Genomic DNA, 20,611 nt, shown 5'->3' with positions numbered 1-20,611 from the left:
TTCCGGCGGGCCCCGCCCCCAAACAAAACGGCCGGCGTGTTGCCACGCCGGCCGTCTCGCATTCAGCTATCAGCCGTCAGCCGGCCGAGGAGAGGCAGCTTGAGCGCCCCTCCGGGAGAGGCCGATCAATCGGCCTTCTCGCTCGCCTTCTTCAGCGCGGCGCCGAGGATGTCGCCGAGCGAGGCACCGGAATCCTGCGAGCCGAACTGGGCCACGGCTTCCTTTTCCTCGGCGATTTCCAGCGCCTTGATCGACACCTGCACCTTGCGCGCCTTGCGGTCGAACAGGGTGACGCGGGCGTCGAACTTCTCGCCGACGGCGAAGCGGTCCGGGCGCTGGTCGCCGCGGTCGCGGGCCAGTTCCGAGCGCTTGACGAAGGTGGTCATGTCGGAGCCGATGATCTTCACATCGACGCCGCCATCCTTCACGTCGATCACCTCGCAGGTGACGATGGCGCCCTTGCGCAGTTCGCCGGCGTCCTGGAAGGGGTCACCGCCGAGCTGCTTCACGCCGAGCGAGATGCGCTCCTTCTCGACATCCACGTCGAGAACGACCGCCTTGATCATGTCGCCCTTCTTGAACTCCTCGATCACCTGCTCGCCCGGACGGTTCCAGTCGAGATCGGAGAGGTGGACCATGCCATCCACATCGCCGTCGAGGCCGAGGAACAGGCCGAACTCGGTCTTGTTCTTGACCTCGCCCTCGACCACCGCGCCGGCCGGATACTTCTCGGCGAAGGCGTCCCAGGGGTTCTGCAGGGTCTGCTTGAGGCCGAGCGAGATGCGGCGCTTGACCGGATCCACCTCGAGGATCGCCACTTCCACTTCCTGCGAAGTGGCGACGATCTTGCCGGGGTGGACGTTCTTCTTGGTCCAGCTCATTTCGGAGACGTGGATCAGGCCTTCGATGCCCGGCTCCAGTTCCACGAACGCGCCGTAGTCGGTGATGTTGGTGACGCGACCCTTGAAGCGGGCCTCCACCGGGTACTTGGCCTCGATGCCCTCCCACGGATCGCCGAGCAGCTGCTTCATGCCGAGCGAGATGCGGTGGGTCTCGTGGTTGATCTTGATGATCTTCACCTTGACCGTCTGGCCGATGTTCAGCACCTCGGTCGGGTGGTTCACGCGGCGCCAGGCGATGTCGGTGACGTGCAGCAGGCCGTCAATGCCGCCGAGGTCGACGAACGCACCGTAATCGGTGATGTTCTTGACCACGCCGTCGATGACCTGACCTTCTTCGAGGTTCTGCACCAGCTCGTGGCGCTGCTCGGCGCGGGTCTCTTCGAGAACCGTGCGGCGCGAGACCACGATGTTGCCGCGGCGGCGATCCATCTTGAGGATCTGGAACGGCTGCGGGTTGTGCATCAGCGGGCCGACATCGCGGATCGGACGGATATCGACCTGCGAGCGCGGCAGGAAGGCCACGGCGCCGTCGAGGTCGACGGTGAAGCCGCCCTTGACCTGGTTGAAGATGACGCCCGTCACCTTCTCCTGCGCGTTGAACGCCTTTTCGAGGCGGACCCAGCTTTCTTCGCGGCGGGCCTTGTCGCGGGAGAGGACGGCTTCGCCCAGCGCGTTCTCGACGCGCTCGAGATAGACCTCGACCTCGTCACCGACCTTGATGTCCTGGTCGCGGCCGGGGCCGGCAAATTCCTTCAGTGCCACGCGGCCTTCGGTCTTCAGGCCGATATCGATGATCGCGAGATCCTTCTCGATCGCGACGACGATGCCCTTGACGACGGAACCTTCGGCGAGCTCGGACTGGCCGAAGCTCTCTTCGAGCATGGCGGCGAAATCGTCACGCGCGGCGGCAAGCGTTTGAGTAGCGGACATAGATGCTCCTTGCCAGGATCTGCGCCGGACGGGGTTGAATGAGCCTTCTTTCCCACGGACGCCGGGTCTGGCAGGCCCGGCGCTGTCCGCCCCTTGAGAGAGCGGACCCGGCGCGCTGGCCGCGGGAGAGAAGGCTTGGAACTTAGAGGGCGATGTACCGATCCGACTGACTCAATCGGATCGGATCGCACTCCGGGTAAACACCTGTTCGGCGCCGGTCCGGGCGCGGCCCCTTGGCGAAGGGGTCGTCACGCACGGGCACGCCGCCGAGATAAGTTGCATGGGTCCGGGGCAAGCCGCGAGGCGGGAATCGGAGGGCAGGCCTCCAAGCGACGGAGAGCGCGCATCCCGCGCCTCCGGCCCTCCCGATGGACCGCCTCGATAAATGGTGGCCCGGACACGCGCGTGCAATAGCGCAAGGGGAGGGGAAGGGCAAGCGGTTGAGGGGAGGGGGAGTTAAAACAGCCTTTTAGCTATATCGCTAACCGAGTTTAGCCCGCCTCTCACATCGCCTCCTGTCTTTGGAAGCGTAAATGTATATCTTGGATCGTTCTTATATATTAGCTTATAGTGCTTCCCGATTTCCGAAATCGTAAAGCCCATTGCTGTTAGCTCTGCACGCACCTTTCCATCCATCTTCTTATAGGACTTCAATAGCGACTTAAGCTTCGCGCGCTCGGAGCCAGCTCTCAAGTATCCCCTCATTTACGTGATCCCGAGGCTCCGGTGAATGTCGCGTTTTGGCGGATGAGTTGTGCGTATCGCTCGACGAGCGGACGCAGGCGCTCCTCCGGCATGTTGGGAATGAGGTCGTAGAGCAGGCAGCCTTGTCGGAATAGGGAGTGGACACGGCGTTTGGCGGTGCTGGTTCGCAGTTGACGATCCATGCCGAGGCTTTCGCCGGCGGCGCCCAGGATCGTCAGCAGCAGGATGGCGAAGGCATTGAGGAGCAGGAGGCGGTCGCGGCGCCTTGGATCGTCGATCCTGAGCGCGCCCAGCCCCATGCCGAAGCGCATGTCCTTGCTGTCGCGGAAGCTGGGTTCGATGGTCCACCTCTTGGAATAGAGCTTGATGATCTGCGGCGCGGACAGCGAGGCGTCACTGGCGGCCAGATGCCAAGCCTGCTTCATGCCCACAGCCTTCACGCACACGACCGCGCCGACCTTCTGGCGGGCGGCCGAAACTTCGGCGTCGCGCAATTTCCGCGCCCGCCCGTGCTTGCCGACCCAATCGGCGGCCAGCCGCGTTTCGCCGTCGGCCGCGCTGACGTGAATGTTGCCTCGGAAACGGATGACGTATTGGAAGCCGAGGCTTTCCAGGAACTCGAACAGTTTGACGTCGCCGAAACCGCGGTCGGCCAGGATCGTCGTCGCCACGCCTTCGGGCAGCAGCGCCTTCAGCCGCGACAGGCACAGGTCCTCGAAATCGTTGCGCTGGTCCTTCAATTCGTCCTTGTCGACGGTCAGCCAGAGGAGCGGCGTCGCTCGGCCGTGACGGGTGACGAGATGCAGGGCGAGCGTGGACTGATTGTCGGCGTCGAAGTCGGTCCAGTCCATCGCCACGACGATCTCGCGCCGAGCGCCCACCACCTCGCCGACCCACGAGCCGAACAAGTCCCACGGGACCACGCCCGGGTTGCTCAGGAGCCGGTCGACCTGCTTGATCGCCGACTTCGACACCAATCCACGCGCGTGGGCGAGCGCATGGCCGATCAACGAAACCGCCAGAGCCGCTCCCGTCATCACCCCAAGCGTTCCGTTGGCCAACGACAGGATGCGCTTGGCGTGCAAGTCGTCGGCAAACACCCGGATAACGAATTCATGAACAAAATCAAATCGTCTCTTCGCCCCGCGCATCGTTCCCCTCAAGCCGGCTGATGTCCTTCAGCACGACCTCGGAATCTCAAAATCAGGCGTTTTCGAGTCCGGGAAAATGAGGGGATTCATGAGGAGCCAGCTTCATTTGTCGCCGGATTGGCATTGATGACAGATTCTATCAAATGCCTCCGCCTACTATCCGAACCTAGATTGTTCTTCGCATCCGTAAGGACGTCAATTATACAACTTAATATCTCTCTCGGATAAAATTCCTGCTCTGATCCGGGATTGATCGCCAACCCTACGGCAGGGGGGCTCATGGCCTCATAGCGCCTGATTTCGCTCTTCAGTCGAGATATTTCTTTTTCAGAAGAAGCGAGATTTTGCTTTACCGAAGCAAGCTCCTGATCAAACTGCTCGATATAGTAATCGACCTCCTTAGAGTCGACGGCCTTAAGCTCCGAAACAATTTTTCTTGATAAAGCCTCCTTCGCCGAATCCCAGGTACAATTGTAAAGAGGCTGCCGATTTACCAAAGACGTCCTTATGGCAGAAAATATATCTCCTCTAAGATCTGCAGCTTTGTGATAATCATAAGGTCGAAAAAACAATCGCCTACCAGCCGCATCTGGCCAATATATCCCGACAACGCCTCCATAAACGTTAAGCGAGTTAACCTCTAGCTGCAAGCGCTGAGAAAATGGACGATTTGGCTCTACCACAACATGAGCCATACCAGATAATTCTTTTGCTAGGGTGCTTGGGTCGACTGCGGGTCGACCATTAAACGATACGCTAACGTATACGACTGGAAGTCTCGTCTCGATCGAACCAAGCACTATCTGGGCGGCGAGCGCGATCTCATTGTTTGTTAAAAATCTTGGTACCCCTTGAACCGCGAGGTCGCCATCATTGGCGCCACCCAACGCGTCAAGAATCAATCTAACTATGACTGGCTTCTTGGCCATGGGAAGAGATACGGTGGCATTCCGCGCCTCGCGAGAGGTCCGAACGCCTATCCAGCACTCTTCTCCATTTTTATGAAGTACGATGCTCGTAGTCCATTCAATATCCCTATCTTCAGCAACGAGTTTAGAAGCTAAAGTAACTTCATTGTTATTTGATACTGAAATCGAAGATAGAATTTGACTCCCGACTTGAACATTAAATTCATCGCCGAGACCAACATGCGCTATATCCGACTCTGTAAAAGCGGTGTGAGGCGATTCAATAATCCATTTCTTAATTGTAGCCAAAAAAATCGATTCCACACCCTCTGATGGAACAGGAAACTCCGTTGCAAAAGAAAGCATAATTCTCTCGAATCTTGACTCGCAACGTGGTCGCCTTTTTGAAGGCGCAAATCACGGGCAGGTTAATTTTAGAATCACATGAGCTGCCATTTCAGCAAATAAAGCGTCATCAGTCATCCGCCATCTGTCTTCAGCAGTCTGCTCTCCATCGCTTCCGCCCCAATGCGCCGGTATGTTGGCTCCGTTCTTGAGACCGTCATCCCGGCCGCAGCCGAAGGCGAAGGGCCGGGATCGTCTACCAGGCTTGGGACACGATCCCGGACAGAACCTGCGGACCTTCCGGGATGACGCTGGCGGCAGCGCGTTGAAGCCGGGGCTCCCCATGCGCAGCGCCCGGCGGGGGCCGAGCGCTTGTCCCGGCAGAAGGATCACCGCCTCCCCGCCCGCACCACCGCCGCGACGCCCATGAGGATCAGCCCGGTGCACACCCCGGCGGCGAGCACGGCGGCGGGGGTCATGCGGGCGCCGGCGGAAAGGCGCAGCGGGCCGAGGCGGATCTCGGCCGCCGCCTTCATCTCCTGAGGGTGCGTCGGCGGGGCGGCGAGCCAGGCGAGCACGGGGGAGGCGGCCTCCCCCCGGGGCGCAGCCTCCGGACGGGGCGCGGGTTCCGCCCCACCGGGCGCGGCAAGCCGGGCCGGCACGGGGCGCGCCGGCAGGCCGGGGCGACGGCCGGCATCCTCAAGCGAATCGTCACGCGGGTCGGCGGCCATGGCGGGCTCCTCGCGGCTGCGTTGGGCCCATTATGCCGGGGAATGCGCGCGCGCCAACCGCGCGAAAACGCCAAGCGAAACGCCCGCCTGCCTCAGCCGGGGGGCAGCGCCCGGGCCAGCCACACATCCATCACCCAGCCGCGCGTCGCCTTCACTTGCGCCCTCACCTCGGCAATCTCGTCCGCGACCGCGCCGAGCCGCCCGTGCCGCAGCACCTGCGCCGATGTGCCGAGATTGGCGCCCCACCAGATGTCGCCGTCAAAACCCCGCGCCGCCAGCGCGGCAAGGCCGGAACCATCATCCAGCAGCACGGCGAAGGCGGGGGATGCGGGCGTCGCTTTCGCCACATTGCGCCCGGTGGTGAGCGCCACCTCCTCGCCAATGGCGTTGAGCGGGATTTCATGCGCCGCGCACAGCACCTGGAGCGCGGTGAGGCCGGGGAAAACCTCGACGGTGAAATCCGTCTGCGCCCGCGCCGCGCCGAGCACCCGCAGGGTCGAATCATAGAGCATCGGGTCGCCCCAGACGAGCAGCGCGCCCGTGCCCTCCTCCGGCAGCTCCCCGGCGATGAGGCCGGCGAGCAGGCGGGCGCGGGCACCGTGCCAGTCCGCCACCGCGCCTTCATACGCTTCGCGCGCGCCCGCGAGCGCAGCGGGGCGGCGAGGCGGGCTCGGCGCCCGCACCACGCGGTGGCCGGGCTTGGCGAAGCGGGCGATCAGCTTCTCGCGCGCCGCCACCAGCTCCCCCGCGCCCTCCCCCTTGTCGAGCAGGAAGAACACCTCGGCGCGGGCAAGGGCGGAGATGGCGTGGCCGGTGAGCCCTTCCGCCTCGCCCATGCCGATGCCGATGACCAGCACGCGCCGCATGGCCTACCCCGCCGCGGGGGCGGCATCGCGCGCGGAAAAGACTTCCTTGGCGATCAGCAGCGCGTCGAGCGCGGCGGGGAAGCCGGCATAGAGCGCCATCTGCATGATGACCTCCACCACCTCGTCGCGCGTCGCCCCCACATTCAGCGCCGAGCCGATATGCACGCGCAGCTCCCGCTCGGCATGGCCGAGGCAGACCAGCCCGGCGACGGTGGCGAGCATGCGGGCGCGCAGATCCAGCCCCGGGCGGGAATAGACATCGCCATAGCCGAACTCGAAAATGTAGCGGGCGAAATCCGGGGCGACATCGCCGAGCGCGGCCATCACCTCCTCGCCGGAGCGGCCGGTGATGGCGGAGAGCCGCGCCTTGCCGCGGGCGAGCTTGTCTTCCGCCGGGGCCTTCCCGGTCAGGTCGGCCGCATCGGCCCGATCGGTCACATCATCCACCTCATCGGACTCACTAGCCACGCTCATCGCGCCCCTCCCAGGCCCTGCCGGCGGGCGACGATGGCGAGCGCCGCCTGCCAGCTTTCCTCGACGCCGAGATGGGTGTTGTCGAGGATCTCGGCATCGTCGGCGCGCAGCAGCGGGGCGCTGGCGCGCCCGCTATCCCTTTCATCGCGCTTAGCAATATCCGCCAGCACCTGCTCGAAAGTGACGGCTTCGCCGCGCCCGACAAGCTCGGCATGGCGGCGCGCGGCGCGGGCTTCCGGCGTGGCGGTGACGAAGATTTTCACCTCCGCCTGCGGGGCGATGACGGTGCCGATATCGCGCCCGTCCAGCACCGCGCCGCCGGGCTGGTGGGCGAAATCCTGCTGTACGGTCAACAGCTTGGCGCGCACGCCCGGCAGGGCGGCAACGCGCGAGGCGGCTTCCCCGATGGCGCCGGCTTTGAGCGATTCCGGGTCCAAAGCGGCGGGGTCGAGCGCGCCGGCGAGGCGTTCGAGGGCGGCGACATCCTCGAAATTGACGTGTTCTGCCAAAGCCTTGGCGCCCACCGCGCGGTAGAGCAGCCCGGTGTCGAGATGCGGCAGGCGGAAATGCGCGGCGAGCCGCCGGGCGATGGTGCCCTTGCCCGAGGCGGCCGGTCCGTCCAGCGCGATGATCATCCCGCGACAGCCTCGGTATCGATGAGAGCCCCCAGCGCCCGCATCTGGGGCAAGAAGGTGGGGAAGGAGGTGGCGATGAAGGAAATATCGTCCACTTTCAAGGGCTTGTCGGTAGCGAGGCCCATGACGAGGAAGCTCATGGCGATGCGGTGATCCATATGGGTGGCCACCGTGCCGCCCCCCGCCGCCGCCCCGGCGCCGGTGACGATGAGGTCGTCGCCCTCGATGCGATAGGCCACCCCCGCCTGCGCAAGGCCATCCGCCACAGCGGCGAGGCGGTCGGATTCCTTCACCCGCAATTCGGAAAGTCCGTTCATCCGCGTCTCGCCGGTGGCGAAAGCGGCCGCAACGGCCAGCACCGGGTATTCGTCGATCATCGACGGCGCCCGCTCCGCCGGCACATTGACGCCGGTGAGCGCGGAGGCCCGCACGCGGATGTCGGCGACGCTCTCGCCGCCTTCCACCCGCTCGTTCTCGAAGGTGATGTCGGCGCCCATCTCCTTGAGCGTGATGAACAATCCGGTGCGCAGCGGGTTGGTCATCACCCCCTCGATCACCACCTCCGAGCCCGGCACGATCAGCGCCGCCACCAGCGGGAAGGCGGCGGACGAGGGGTCGGCCGGCACGCGGATCGGCGCCGGCTTCAGCTCCGGCCGGCCCTTCAGCGTTACCTTGCGGCCATGTTCGCCATAGGGCTCCACCGTCACCTCGGCGCCGAAATGGGTGAGCATGCGCTCGGTATGGTCGCGGCTCGCCTCCTTCTCGATCACCGTGGTCTCACCCGGCGCGCCGAGGCCCGCGAGCAGCACCGCCGACTTGATCTGCGCCGAGGCGACCGGGCTCTCATAGGTGATCGGCACCAGTTCCTGCGGCCCCTTGAGGGTGAGCGGCAGGCGCCCGCCGTCAGCGGCATCGACGACCGCGACACCCATCTTCTCCAGCGGGTCGAGAATGCGGCGCATCGGCCGGCGGCGCAGGCTGGCATCACCGTCAAAGGTGGCGGTGATCGGGTTGCCGGCGACCACGCCCATCATCAGCCGCGAACCGGTGCCGGCATTGCCGAAATCCAGCACGCCGTCGGGGGCGCGCAGCCCGCCGACGCCGACGCCGTGCACCCGCCATTCGCCCTCGCCCACCCGCTCCACATCCGCGCCGAGCGCGGCACAGGCCTTGGCGGTGTTGAGCACGTCCTCGCCCTCCAGAAGGCCGGAAATGCGGGTCTCGCCGACGGTGAGCGCACCGAAGATCAGCGAGCGGTGCGAGACCGACTTGTCGCCGGGCACGCGCACCCGCCCCTTCAGCGCCGGCGAACGGCGGGCACGGGCGGGAACGGGGAGGGTGGCGTGACCGGTGCTGCTCATCACTCAAGCCTTGTCTTGCGATCGATCGGGGAACCGCCCGGCCGGGGGCGGTAACGCGGAACGCCGGGAGAGGCCTCCTCCGGCGCCAAATGCGGGGCCCCTCCTAGCACGGGGGCTGGCCAGCCGCCACGGCCCGTGCAGATGCGGCTTGACTCCGCCCCCTCAGCGGTTCAATGGGAGCACCCTTTCCATCACCACCCGAGGTCCGAAACCGTGGTGAAACCTGAATTAGGCACCAAGCGCGTCTGCCCCGTCACCGGGCGGAAGTTCTACGACCTGAACAAGGATCCGGTGATCTCGCCCTATACCGGCCAGATCGTGCCGATCACCCTTCCGGTCACCCGCGGCCGCGCAGAAGCCCCGCGCGCCGCTGCTGTTGCGGCCGATCCCGACCTGGAAGAGGTCGCCGATGTCGAGCTGGTCTCGCTGGAGGACGCCGACGAGGAAGCCGCCGGCACCTCCAAGGCGGCGGCCGTCGATGACGATCTCGAAATCGACGACGACGAGGTCGCGACCGATGACGACGACACCTTCCTCGAAGAAGACGAGGATGGCGATGATGACGTGACCGATCTCATCGGCGACGGCATCGAGGACGACGAAGAGAGCTGAAAGCGGAAAGCCCTGGGGACGGATCACTCGATTTAAAATCGAGGCTTGCAGTCTGATCCGTCCTGTGGTTTACGAGCGTCCCGTCCCGGAGCGATCCGGGTCGGAAAGTCCGGATGAGAACCCAAAGTGCAGCGCTAAGGCGCTCCACGCATCCGGCGCCCTCGGTGGGGCCATAGCTCAGTTGGGAGAGCGCTTGAATGGCATTCAAGAGGTCGGCGGTTCGATTCCGCCTGGCTCCACCAAATCTCACTTCCCCAAGATATTCCCGATCAAGACATTCCCGATCAGGACACTGTCCTGAAGAGACGGCGTGCGGCGTCGTTCGCGGCGCGGCGCGGCCGATGCACGGAAACGGCGCCGATACGCGGCGCAGGGCGAATCACCTGCGCCTGAGCAGGCCACCCCGCGCAGCGCGTCAGGCGCGAAGGGCCGCCGCAGGGGATTGGCGATAGGCCAGCACGGCCGGCAGCAGCGCCGCCAGCCCGCCAATGGCAAACAGAAGCAGAAAGGCCCCGCCATCCTCGGCGGCGAAGCCCACCGGCAGCACAACGCCGGTCTGCATCGAAATCTGCCGCGCCAGCAGGCGGGCGACGCCAAAGCCGAGCGCGAATCCGCCCGCCAGCCCGGCGCCGATCACCAGCACCGCCTCCAGCCAGACCACGGCGCACACCACCGCGCGCGGCGCGCCGAAGGCTCTGAGCGCACCGATCTGCCGACGGCGTCCCATGACATGGATGAGCACCACCAGCAGCACCGCCGCAGCCACCAGAAGCTGCGCATTGAGCGTCACGAAGGCGAGAATCTGCCGCGCATCGCCGAGCGTGCCGTAAAGGCGGGTGAGCACCTCGCCGGGAAACACCGCCAGCGTGTGGTCGGTGCGGTAGGCCTGCCGCAGACGGTAGGCATCGGCGATGGTGCGCGGCTTCACCACGATGGCGGGCACGCCCGGCGCATCGGGCGCCGTCAACGCCTCCGGGTTGATCGGGGCATCGAAGCCGGCGGCGTCGCTTTGCTCGCGCTGCCTGTGCGCCTCGGCGATGGTCCGCGCCGGCGTGCCGGCGGCAGGGCCGGGCTCGGAGGGGTCCGGCGCGTCATGCGGTTCCGCCTCCGCCTGCGCGTGGCCCTCGGCCGCGTGGTTCGCGTCTTCATGGTCTTCGGACCCGTGACCTTCGCTGCCATGGTCCTCAGCGCCATGGGTGCCGGGCGCATGGGTGCGCCACACCGCCTCGATCGGCACCAGGATGGCCCGGTCCCATGCCGTGCCGGTTGGCGCCAGCCGCCCGACGATGCGGTAGGTGATGGCACTGTGCACCCCGCCGCGGGCTTCCGCGAGGCCATGCATGGGATGGAAGCTGTCCCCGAGCGCGCGGGGCACGGCGGCACCCATGATGGCGTCGCCCAGCCGTCGGAAACTGTGGCCCTCGGTCACGCCGCCGAGACCGTCGACCAGCGGCTGGGTGGTGCCGATTACGGGCCGGTCATCAGAGAAATCACCGAAGCCGACCGGCGCTGCATAGGCAACGCGCGGGTCGGTGGCGAGCGCGGCCAGCACACTGCCGGGCAGCAGGGTCAGCGGCGCCGGCTGCAGGAACACCGCCGAGAGCACGAGCTGAGTCTCGCTGCCGGGGGCGCCGATGACGAGGTCGAAGGCCGCCGCCGCCCGGGCGCTGCCGAGGCGCAGGGCGCGCTCCTCCAGCGTGACCACCACGCCGAGCGCGGTCGCCAGCGCGATCAGCAGCGCAATGGCGAGCGCGCCCCAGCGATGCCGAACGAGATCCGCCGCGATCAGCCGGAACATCTGCGCCTCCTGAAGCATCTTCGGGCGAAGCGGGGTGCGGTTCGCGGGAAGAAAAACGCGACAACATGATTCGGAGCCCATCCGCCGACCTGGCGGGCACCGGAAGGCACTAGGCCGCGGGGTCGACGGCCGCGTGAGTTGGAGCCGGTGCGGCCGGATTGGCGCCCGCCGGCACCAGCCGCCCCGCTTCGAGGCGCAGCACCTGCGCCATGCCGGCGATGAGCCGGGCATCGTGCGTCGCCACGATGAGGGTCGCCCCCACCTCGCGCGCCAACGCGGCGAGCAGTTCCGCCACCGCCGCCCCGGCATCGGCGTCGAGGCTGGCTGTCGGCTCGTCGGCGACGAGGATCGGCGGACGTGCCACCAGCGCCCGGGCCACGGCCACGCGCTGCATCTGGCCTCGGGAGAGGGTTTCCACCTTCTGCCCGGGACGTTCAATGCCCACCCGCGCCAACAGGCGGTCGGCCTCGGCCCGCCGGCCCGGCGCCAGCCGGAACGTCGCGAGGCGCTGCGGCAGCAGCACATTTTCCAGCGCCGAGAGGCCGGGGAACAGGTGAAACTCCTGCATCACCAGCCCGACATGCCCGGCACGCCAGCGGTCGCGGGCGCCCTCGCCCAGCCGGCCGATGTCGGTGTCGCCCCAGATGACACGGCCGGCGGGCGCACGGTCGAGCCCGGTGAGGATATTGATGAGGGTGGTCTTGCCGGAGCCGGAGGGCCCGGTGAGCGCCACATGAGCGCCGGCCGGCAGTTGAAGCGTGGGGATATCCAGCGCCGGCCGTTCCAGCCCCGGAAAACGCACGACAAGGTCACTGACGTGAAGTTCCGGCATGGTCACACGGTCCGGAAGGCGGCGCCGACCAGGCGCAGCAGGCTGACGAAGCCGGTCTGCGGGTCGGTCCAGGAACCGACCTCCAGCCGTCCCGTAACGTCGATCGGGGCATTGGCCTGTACGAAGGTCTGGGCGCGGTCGAGATAGACCACGACGATATTGTCAGGCCAGTCGCTGTCCGAGGAGCAGAAGGGACAGATGGACATCGGAATCTCGGTCAGCACGAAGAAATTGGCCTCGGCCTTCAGCGGCGGCGCCATGAAGCCGCGCATGGTCACCTCGCCGCCGTTCAGGCTCTTGACCTTGTCGGAGAAGGTCAGGCCCAGAACGGTGACCTTGGCGTAGAGCTCGTCGAAGTCGAGCCGTGTCGCGGCGGCAGCGGCCAGGCCGCACAGAGTGGCACCGCCCGCCCCAAGCAGCAGCCGCGCGCTCCCGATGAGGAAGGCGCGGCGCCCGTCAAAGCCGGCCCCCGTGGGGGCCGGCGGCGACGACGACATCGCTGCGTCGCCCAGGATCACTTCTGCGCCGGGGCGAGGGCGAACGCCTCGACCAGCACGCGGTAGACGTCGCTCTCTTCCATATAGCCCTTGAAGGCTTCGGCGCCGGGGCCGGAGGCCTGCAGGACGCCGTCATCCACCGCATGCACGGCGGTGTCGGTCGAGCGCGGAATATTGCCGATGCGCAGCACCGCGCCGGGCAGGTCCTTATAGGCCGCGTTGGCGACGTACTCGCCCTTCTCGTTCTTGATCGCCGGGTCGAACGGGCCGTTCATCTTCGGCCGCCAGGTCTCGTAATAGTCCGGGAAGTTGTTGGCGAACACGGCGAGGCGGCGCGACACGTCCACCTTGTCGGGATAGCCGTCGCCATTGGCGTCGGTGTAATTCGGGAAGCCGGCGGCCGCGTAGACGCCCACCTTCTCGCGCATGTCCTCGCCCGGCTTGTCGTCGTCAATGGTGCCGATGATCGAGACGCCGTGGGTGTGGTCCGGGGTCGCGATGACCAGCGTGTCGGGATGCTCCTTGGCGAAGTCCATCGCCACGCGCAGGGCCTGGTCGAATTCGATGGTGTCGTAGAGCGCGCGGTCCCAGTCCATGGGATGCGACATCTTGTCGATGGTGGCGGCTTCCACCATCAGGAAGAAGCCGTCCGGGTTCTTGGCCAGCTGGGCCAGCGCCACCTTGGTCATGTCCACGAGGCCGGGCTGGTCGGGGAACTTGTCGACCGTGCCCTTCTTCAGGAACTTGCGATCGAGCACCGAGTCCATGTTGCCGGTGTGGAACAGGCCGAGGATCTTGCCGGCGTTGGCCTGCCCCACCGCCTGCAGCGTGCCGGCGTCGGTGGCGAGGCTGTAGCCGGCCTCGGTGAACGCCTTGATGAAGTCCTGGTCGTCCTTGCGCTTCGAGCCGGGGGTGGTTTTCGGCAGGAAATAGGCCGAGCCGCCGCCGAGCACCACTTCCGGCTTCAGCGCGAACATCATCTCGACGATATCCGCCTTGCGGTCGCGCAGGCGGGTATGGGCAACGACGGCGGCCGGGGTCGCGTCCTCGACCTCGGCGGTGGTGACGATGCCCACCGACTTGCGGCCGGTGCGGGCGAGCGCTTCGGTGATGTTCTCCACCCGCGGATCGTCCAGCGGGTCCTTGGTGCGGTCGGCATAGACGCCGAGCGCGTTCACCGCCGTCTTGTGCCCGGTCATGTGCGCCGACATGGTGTTGGCGCTGTCAGTGGCGATGGCGTTCGTCGACGAGGTGCCGATGAAGGCCATGTAGTCGAGATCGTCCATGGCGAGGCGGCCATTGGCCTTGCCCTCGGTCATGCCCTTGGAGAGCAGCCGGGCGCCGGTGCGGTGCGCCACCGACATGCCGTCGCCGAGGAAAAAGATGATGTTCTTGGCCTTCGGCACGTCCGGGGTGCCGTACACGTCCCAATGCACCGTCTTGGTGTCATTGCCGGCCTTCACCTCGACCGCGTAGGCGCCGGGCTTGACCACCTTGGCCGCGCGCAGCAGAACCGCCGACGCGTCGACGCCCTCTTCCTTGGCGATGAACTCGAAGTCCTTGCCGAGAATCTTGGCCGCAGGTTCGCCATTGATGGTGATCGACACATCCTCCGCCTTCACGACACCGGCGAACTCGACCTTGAAGTCGAAAGCCGAGCCGGCCAGGATTGTGGCGCGATCGATCGGATAGACATTCGCCGCATCGGCCGTGCCGATGAAGCAGGCCGTGGCGGCCAGCAGCGCTGCAAAAAGGCGCATGGTGTTCCCTCGCTACACCGGATTACCCGGCCTTGTTAGCGCCGCCACGTGTCACGGCGATAACAGGTCGGACGCCCTGGGGGCGGGGCCTATTCCCGCGCGGTGCGCCAATGGGGATAGGTGACATAGGCGGTGAGAGCGCCTTCCTCATGCGCATGAATGGTCACCGTCTCGCCCTTCGGCATGTAGACGATCTCGCCCGGACCGGCCCCGACCTCAACCTCCTGCGCCGCCACCGAAAGCCGGCCGGCGAGGACGATCATCACGTCGTCCACCGCCATGGTTTCCGTCAGCCTCTGGTTGGGGGCGTAGCGGCCATAGCCGATGGTGATCGGCCCGCCGTGGCGCTCGTCGACGGCATTGCCGACAAAGATCTCGGCCTCCGTGCCGGGGGTCCGCTCCAGCGTGACGTCGGCGATGGCGAATTTCTGCAGCTTCATCATGCTCTCCCAGCGGCCCGGGCCGGCGGTCCATCGGGCGGCAAGGAAATGACGGCAACGCGGAAGCAGAGTTCCCGCCGTTGAAGCTCTTGTGAGTACAGAGGCGGCGACCGCAGAGAGTGGGCGCATCGCGACCGGACGCCTGCGCCCGGCCGCGACGGCTCCCGGTCCGTTCAAGCGCCGGGGGCGCGGGGCAGCACGAAACGCTCGATGGCGTGGGCGACGCCGTCCTCCTCATTGGTGAGGGTGACGAAATGCGCCTGTTCCTTCACTTCCGCCGCGCCATTACCCATGGCGATGGCGAGGCCGCCGACCGCGAACATCGGCAGGTCATTGGCCATGTCGCCGATAACAGCCACCTCGTCCATCGACACGCCGTAATGCCGGGCGAAGGCCCGTGCCGCATAGCCCTTGTCGGTGCCGGGCGGCGTCATGTCGAGATATTTGGCCTGCGAGCGCCGCGCCGTGGCGCCCGCGCCGACCAGCGCCTGCAGCTCCGGCTCGCTCGCCGCCAGCATGTCGAAATCGGTGGAGGAGAACACGATCTTGCCGGCGCGGGTGAGATGGTCGCCGAAATCCTCCACCACCGTCGGCTGGAAAGCCACGGTGCGGATTTCGCCGGCGACATAGGTGCCGTCGGGATCGGTGACGAACCATTCGTCATCGGCGAACACCCAGACCGCCGCGCCGCGCGGCTGCATCAGGGCGATGCCGGCCCGCGCCGCCTCGGCCGAGACGAAATGCTCCTCGACGACCGAGAAATCCCGGCGCTGGATGCAGCCGCCATTGAAGCCGCCGAACAGGTCGACATTCAGCGCCTCGACCATCAGCCGCATGCCGCGCGGCGGGCGGGCGGAGACGGCGGCGAAGGCAATGCCGGCCTCATGCAGGCGGCGCACCGCCTCGATCGTGGCGGGCGTCACCTCCTTGGCCTTGTTCACCAGTGTACCGTCGACATCCGACACCATGAGGCGGATGCGCGAAGCGGGGGGGCGGGTGGCGCCTCCCCGCTCTTCGAGGGCCAGTTCGGTCGAAGCGCTCATCGCGGGCGATCCCTCTCCAGCGGCAACCACTGGAAGCCGTCCTGCGCCAGCATCACATCCGACATGGCCGGGCCGCTGGAACCGGCGGAATAGAACTGCACCTCGTTCTCGCCGCCGCCGACCGCCTCCAGGATCGGCTCCACCGCTTCCCATCCGGCCTCGATCGTGTCGGCACGCTGGAACAGCGTGGGGTCGCCGCACAGGCAGTCATAGATCAGCGTCTCATAGCCCGTGCTGGGCGCCGCCTTGAAGTAGTCGGCATATTTGAAGCTCATCTCGACATCCGAGAGCCGGACCTTGCGGCCGGGCACCTTGGCGGCGAAACGCAGCGAGACGCCCTCATCCGGCTGCACATGGATGACCATCAGGTTCGGCTTGAGCGCCGTCGGCAGGTGGCGGAACAGCACGCCCGGCGCCCGCTTGAACTGAATGGCGATCTCGGTGCGCCGTACCGCCAGCGCCTTGCCGGTGCGCACATAGAAGGGCACGCCGTTCCAGCGCCAGGAATCGACGAAGCATTTGAGCGCCACATAGGTCTCGGTGCGGCTCTCGGGATGCACGTCCTTCTCGTCGCGATAGTCCTTCACCGCCTCGCCATTGACGAAGCCGGCGCGGTACTGGCCGCGCACCGCCGCACCGATCGCCTCGCTCGGGCGCATATGGCGGATGGCTTCGATCACCTTGGTCTTTTCCGAGCGCACCGCGTCGGCATCGAAGGAGTTGGGCGGCTCCATCGCCGTCATGGCGAGCAGCTGGAACATGTGGTTCGGCACCATGTCGCGCAGCGCGCCGGTGGCGTCGTAGAAGCCGCCGCGCTGTTCCACCGTCACCGTCTCGGCGGCGGTGATCTGGACATGGTCGATATATTCCTTGCTCCAGATCGGCTCGAAAATACCGTTGCCGAAGCGCAGCGCCATCATGTTCTGGACCGTTTCCTTGCCGAGGAAATGGTCGATCCGGTAGATCTGGCGCTCATCGGCGACCGCCAGCAGGCGGCGGTTCAGCGCCTTGGCCGAAGGCATGTCGGAGCCGAAGGGCTTCTCCACCACGACATGGCGGAAGCTGCCCTCCCCCTCCTTCAGCAAGCCGGCAGCGCCGAGCTGTTCGGCGATGGTCGCGAAGAAGCGCGGGGCCACGGCGAGGTAGAACACCGCATTGCCGGTCTGCGCCCTGCGCTGCTCCAGCCGCTCGCGGATGCGGCCATAGGTGGCCGGGTCCTCGAAATCGCCGGCGACGTAGAAGATGCGGCTGATCAGCCAGCGCCAGGTCTCGCCCTCGGTGTCGAGCGAGCCCGGCAGTTCCCGCACCGCATCGGTGAGGAAGGCGCGGTAATCCTCCTCGCTGCGCTCGACATGGTCGACGCCAACAATGGCGAAGTCGTCGACCAGCACGCCCTCATGGGCGAGGTTGTAGAGCGAGGGCAGGAGCAGGCGCTTGGTGAGATCGCCCGAGGCACCGAAGATGAAGAAGGTCGAGGCCGGTGCCGGCGCCGCATCGGGCGCCAGCACCTTCTGGCCGAGAACGACGGACTCGCTTCCCATGGATCGCTGTCCGCCGCTCACTTGGTCTTGAATTCGGTGTGGCCGCCGAACTGGAAGCGCATCGCCGAAAGGAGCTTCTCGCCGAAGGTGTGGTCCTGGCGCGAGCGGAAGCGGGTGTAGAGCGCGGCGGACAGCACCTCGGCGGACACCGCCTCCTCGATCGCTGCCATGACCGTCCAGCGTCCCTCGCCGGAATCAGCCACCTCGCCGGGGAAATCGCTCAGGCTCTCATCCTTGGTGAGGGCGATGGCGGAGAGGTCGAGCAGCCAGGACGACACCACCGAGCCGCGACGCCACACCTCGGCGACATCGGCCATGTCGAGGGTGAAGCGCTCATTCTCCGGCAGGTCGGTGGAGTTCTTCTTCTTCAGGATCTCGAAGCCTTCGGCATAGGCCTGCATCAGCCCGTATTCGATGCCGTTATGCACCATCTTGACGAAATGGCCGGAGCCGGCCGGGCCGCAATGCATGTAGCCATGCTCGACGCGCGCATCGCGGTCCTCGCGGCCGGGCGTGCGGGGAATGTCGCCAAGTCCCGGGGCGAGGGCGGAGAAGATCGGGTCGAGCCGGTCCACCGCTTCCTTCGGGCCGCCGATCATCATGCAATAGCCGCGCTCCAGGCCCCAGACGCCGCCTGACGTGCCGACATCGATATAGTGCAGGCCCTTGGGCTCCAGCTCGGCGGCGCGGCGAATGTCGTCCTTGTAGAAGGTATTGCCGCCATCGATGATGACATCGCCCGGCGCCAGCAGGCCGGTCAGCGTGGCGATCGTGCTCTCTGTCGGGCCGCCGGCGGGCAGCATCACCCAGACCGCGCGCGGGGCGTCGAGCTTGGCGACGAGATCGGCGAGATCGGCGGCGGGCCGGTTGCCTTCGCCGCCCAGCTCCGTCACGGCGGCTTCGTTGCGGTCCCACACCACGCAGTCATGACCGGCCTTGGTGAGGCGGCGCGCGATATTTCCACCCATGCGGCCGAGGCCGATGATTCCGAGCTGCATCTGCTTTTCTCCCCGATACGACGCCACCCGCCCGCTCGTGCCGCGGCTGCGGAACCGGCGCCCGCTGCATTCAAGCCGAATGTCTAGGCCAAGCCTATGCCGACCATGCGACAATTGGAACGGGTGGGGTGCGAAAGCGCCGGCATCCGCGCAGCGGCACGTTCACAACTCAGGAAGAGAACTCGGTCTCGTGCTTGAGCACGTCCTCCGCCTCCGGATTGAGCGGGCGGGCGGGGCGCTCGGGCGCGACCAGCGGCTCGGGCTCAAGCGGCAGCGGCCCGCGATCCTCGCCTTCGGCCAGCTGCCGGCGCAGCCGTTCCAGGTCGCGCTGGCGCACATCGGCAACGGTCGCCTGCGCGGTGGCGGCGTCGATGCCATTGGCGCGCAGCGCGGCTTCACCGAAAGCGAGGGCCGATTCGAAGGTCTCGCGGATCTCGAAATCCACCCCCCGCCCGCGCAGCGCCACCGCATGGGTGCGGTCATAGGCGCGCGCGTGCAGGCGCACATCGGGCATGTTCTGGCGGATGATCTCGACGATACGGTCCGTGGTCTCGCGCCGGTCGACGCAGACGGCGACCACCCGCGCCCGCTCGGCGCCGGCAGCGCGCAGCACGTCGAGCCGCGTACCGTCGCCATAGAAGATGCGGAAGCCGAAGCGGCCGGCGCTCTGGATCATCTCGACATCATTGTCGATGATCGTCACCTCCAGCCCGCGCGCCAGCAGGCACTGCGACACGATCTGGCCGAAACGGCCGAAGCCGACCACCAGCACCGAGCCATGGGCGTCGCTGAAATCCTCGTCCGGCAAGGTGGTGCGGCGGTCCAGCCGGCGGGCAAGCTGCTCGCCGAGCAGCGCCACCGGGGGCCCGAGCAGCATGGTCATGGCGGCGCAGGCCACCAGCATGTCGGACTGGCGCGAATCGATCAGCCCCAGGCTGAGCGCGAGCGGAAACAGCACGAAGGAGAATTCGCCCGCCGGCGTCAGCACGGAGGCTGAGCGCACCGCGTCGGCGCGCGTGCTGTCGGAGAAGCGGAATACCGCCCAGACCGACACCGCCTTCACCAGCGTCACCATCAGCGTGCCGACGATGAGCAGAGGCGCGTTGGCCAGCACCACGTCGAGATTCATCGACATGCCCACGCCCATGAAGAACAGGGCGATCAGCAGGCCGCGAAACGCTTCGATATTGGCTTCCAGCTCGTGGCGGAAATTGGATTCCGACAGCATGACACCGGCGAGGAACGCGCCGAGCGCCATCGACATCCCCGCCGCCGCCATCAGCGCGCCGGCGCCGAGCACGACGAGGAGCGCGGCGGCCGTCATCACCTCGCGGGCGCCGGAGTGGGCGAGGATGCGGAACAGGGGCGGCAACAGATAGCGGCCGGCACCGACGATGAGCAGCATCGCCCCGATGATGATCGCCACATGCTCGGCCGAATCGAGAAAGCTGTGCTCTTCCTGCACGCCCTGCCCGAGAAAGGGCAGCAAAGCGAGCAGCGGCACGATCGCCATGTCCTGGAACAGCAGCACGCCGAAGGCCCGCTGGCCATAGGGCTGGGCCAGGCCGCTCTTTTCTTCGAGCAATTGCAGCGCGATGGAGGTGGCCGACAGCGCCAGCGCCATGCCGGCGACCAGCGCCCCGCGCCAGTCGAAGCCGGTGGCGGCGTAATGGGTCAGCACCGCAATGGCGGCGCCGCTGAACAGAAGCTGCGCCGTGCCGAGACCGAAGATCGCCCGCCGCAGCGCCAGCAGCCGCGAGAATTGCAGCTCCAGCCCGATGATGAACAGCAGCAGCACCACGCCGATCTCGGCGACGGTGATGATCCGTTCGGGATCGTTGAACGCGCCGAGGCCGGACGGTCCGATGGCGACGCCGGCCAGCAGATAGCCCACGATCGGCGAAAGGCCGAGCCGGCGCGCGACTGGAACGGCGATGACGGCGGTGGCGAGGAATACCAGCGCCCCGATCAGAAATCCGTGGCCGTCTGCATGCATGGACCCGCCATCCTCCGCGCCTTCGCCCGCCGCACAGTAAAGGATCGGATGACGCGCGCCGATGGCGGAAGCGTGATGGAAAGGCG

18 protein-coding genes and 1 tRNA gene are annotated in these 20,611 nt (G+C 66.5%); 2 read left to right on the top strand and 17 right to left on the bottom strand.

Annotation, left to right across the window (positions count from 1 at the left end; genetic code table 11):
* Positions 1 to 125: 125 nt before the first annotated feature.
* From rpsA to aroA, 8 genes are all read right to left on the bottom strand, one after another.
* Positions 126 to 1,832: a 30S ribosomal protein S1 gene (gene rpsA, locus J2S75_RS04750; protein WP_307018681.1), complete on the bottom strand. Its 1,707-nt coding sequence runs from the start codon at positions 1,830 to 1,832 to the stop codon at positions 126 to 128.
* A gap of 701 nt (positions 1,833 to 2,533) precedes the next feature.
* Positions 2,534 to 3,688 (bottom strand): IS4 family transposase, encoded by a 1,155-nt coding sequence (locus J2S75_RS04745; protein ID WP_307018679.1) that lies wholly within the window; start codon positions 3,686 to 3,688, stop codon positions 2,534 to 2,536.
* Between the two features lie 86 nt (positions 3,689 to 3,774).
* Positions 3,775 to 4,962, bottom strand: a complete 1,188-nt coding sequence (locus J2S75_RS04740; RefSeq protein WP_307018677.1) for a PspA/IM30 family protein — start codon at positions 4,960 to 4,962, stop codon at positions 3,775 to 3,777.
* A 368-nt stretch (positions 4,963 to 5,330) separates the two neighbouring features.
* Positions 5,331 to 5,672 (bottom strand): hypothetical protein, encoded by a 342-nt coding sequence (locus J2S75_RS04735; RefSeq protein ID WP_307018675.1) that lies wholly within the window; start codon positions 5,670 to 5,672, stop codon positions 5,331 to 5,333.
* Positions 5,673 to 5,764: 92 nt separating this feature from the next.
* Positions 5,765 to 6,538, bottom strand: coding sequence for a precorrin-6A synthase (deacetylating) (cobF, locus tag J2S75_RS04730; protein WP_307018673.1), 774 nt, complete (start codon positions 6,536 to 6,538; stop codon positions 5,765 to 5,767).
* A gap of 3 nt (positions 6,539 to 6,541) precedes the next feature.
* Positions 6,542 to 7,012, bottom strand: coding sequence for a carboxymuconolactone decarboxylase family protein (locus J2S75_RS04725; RefSeq protein WP_370874086.1), 471 nt, complete (start codon positions 7,010 to 7,012; stop codon positions 6,542 to 6,544).
* Positions 7,009 to 7,647: a (d)CMP kinase gene (gene cmk, locus J2S75_RS04720; RefSeq protein WP_307018671.1), complete on the bottom strand. Its 639-nt coding sequence runs from the start codon at positions 7,645 to 7,647 to the stop codon at positions 7,009 to 7,011. The genes J2S75_RS04725 and cmk overlap by 4 nt, the downstream gene beginning before the upstream one ends.
* The gene (gene aroA / locus J2S75_RS04715; protein ID WP_307018669.1) at positions 7,644 to 9,008 is read right to left on the bottom strand and encodes a 3-phosphoshikimate 1-carboxyvinyltransferase; all 1,365 of its coding nucleotides are present in this window, start codon (positions 9,006 to 9,008) and stop codon (positions 7,644 to 7,646) included. Before aroA ends, cmk begins: the two co-directional genes overlap by 4 nt.
* Before the next feature lie 213 nt (positions 9,009 to 9,221).
* On the opposite strand from aroA, the gene J2S75_RS04710 reads away from it, so the two are divergent.
* Both J2S75_RS04710 and J2S75_RS04705 read left to right on the top strand, forming a co-directional pair.
* Positions 9,222 to 9,620 carry a TIGR02300 family protein gene (locus J2S75_RS04710; RefSeq protein ID WP_307018667.1) on the top strand — a complete coding sequence of 133 codons (399 nt, stop codon included), beginning with the start codon at positions 9,222 to 9,224 and terminating at the stop codon, positions 9,618 to 9,620.
* Positions 9,621 to 9,786: 166 nt separating this feature from the next.
* Positions 9,787 to 9,862: transfer RNA gene (locus J2S75_RS04705), tRNA-Ala, on the top strand.
* Between the two features lie 173 nt (positions 9,863 to 10,035).
* Here J2S75_RS04705 and J2S75_RS04700 read toward each other — a convergent pair.
* The 9 genes from J2S75_RS04700 to J2S75_RS04660 all read right to left on the bottom strand — a co-directional run bounded on the left by J2S75_RS04700 (position 10,036) and on the right by J2S75_RS04660 (position 20,525).
* A complete protein-coding gene (locus tag J2S75_RS04700; protein WP_307018665.1) occupies positions 10,036 to 11,418 on the bottom strand; it encodes an FtsX-like permease family protein in 1,383 nt (460 codons plus the stop codon).
* 109 nt (positions 11,419 to 11,527) lie between these two features.
* Positions 11,528 to 12,250, bottom strand: a complete 723-nt coding sequence (locus J2S75_RS04695) for an ABC transporter ATP-binding protein (RefSeq protein ID WP_307018663.1) — start codon at positions 12,248 to 12,250, stop codon at positions 11,528 to 11,530.
* A gap of 2 nt (positions 12,251 to 12,252) precedes the next feature.
* Positions 12,253 to 12,747, bottom strand: coding sequence for a hypothetical protein (locus J2S75_RS04690; protein WP_307018661.1), 495 nt, complete (start codon positions 12,745 to 12,747; stop codon positions 12,253 to 12,255).
* A 17-nt stretch (positions 12,748 to 12,764) separates the two neighbouring features.
* Positions 12,765 to 14,507: an alkaline phosphatase gene (locus J2S75_RS04685; RefSeq protein ID WP_307018660.1), complete on the bottom strand. Its 1,743-nt coding sequence runs from the start codon at positions 14,505 to 14,507 to the stop codon at positions 12,765 to 12,767.
* An 89-nt stretch (positions 14,508 to 14,596) separates the two neighbouring features.
* A complete protein-coding gene (locus tag J2S75_RS04680) occupies positions 14,597 to 14,947 on the bottom strand; it encodes a EutQ-related cupin domain-containing protein (RefSeq protein ID WP_307018658.1) in 351 nt (116 codons plus the stop codon).
* Positions 14,948 to 15,120: 173 nt separating this feature from the next.
* On the bottom strand, positions 15,121 to 15,990 hold the full coding sequence (locus J2S75_RS04675) for a Cof-type HAD-IIB family hydrolase (RefSeq protein WP_307018656.1): 870 nt from the start codon (positions 15,988 to 15,990) through the stop codon (positions 15,121 to 15,123).
* Positions 15,987 to 17,531 carry a glucose-6-phosphate dehydrogenase gene (gene zwf, locus J2S75_RS04670; protein WP_307018654.1) on the bottom strand — a complete coding sequence of 515 codons (1,545 nt, stop codon included), beginning with the start codon at positions 17,529 to 17,531 and terminating at the stop codon, positions 15,987 to 15,989. The genes J2S75_RS04675 and zwf overlap by 4 nt, the downstream gene beginning before the upstream one ends.
* 17 nt (positions 17,532 to 17,548) lie before the next feature.
* On the bottom strand, positions 17,549 to 18,556 hold the full coding sequence (gene gnd / locus J2S75_RS04665; RefSeq protein WP_370874085.1) for a phosphogluconate dehydrogenase (NAD(+)-dependent, decarboxylating): 1,008 nt from the start codon (positions 18,554 to 18,556) through the stop codon (positions 17,549 to 17,551).
* Positions 18,557 to 18,698: 142 nt separating this feature from the next.
* The gene (locus J2S75_RS04660; RefSeq protein WP_307018650.1) at positions 18,699 to 20,525 is read right to left on the bottom strand and encodes a monovalent cation:proton antiporter-2 (CPA2) family protein; all 1,827 of its coding nucleotides are present in this window, start codon (positions 20,523 to 20,525) and stop codon (positions 18,699 to 18,701) included.
* Positions 20,526 to 20,611 lie beyond the last annotated feature (86 nt).

The organism is Ancylobacter polymorphus, assembly GCF_030813495.1.
Classification (GTDB): Bacteria; Pseudomonadota; Alphaproteobacteria; order Rhizobiales; family Xanthobacteraceae; genus Ancylobacter; species Ancylobacter polymorphus.
This window is presented reverse-complemented; position numbering and strand designations above follow the sequence as displayed.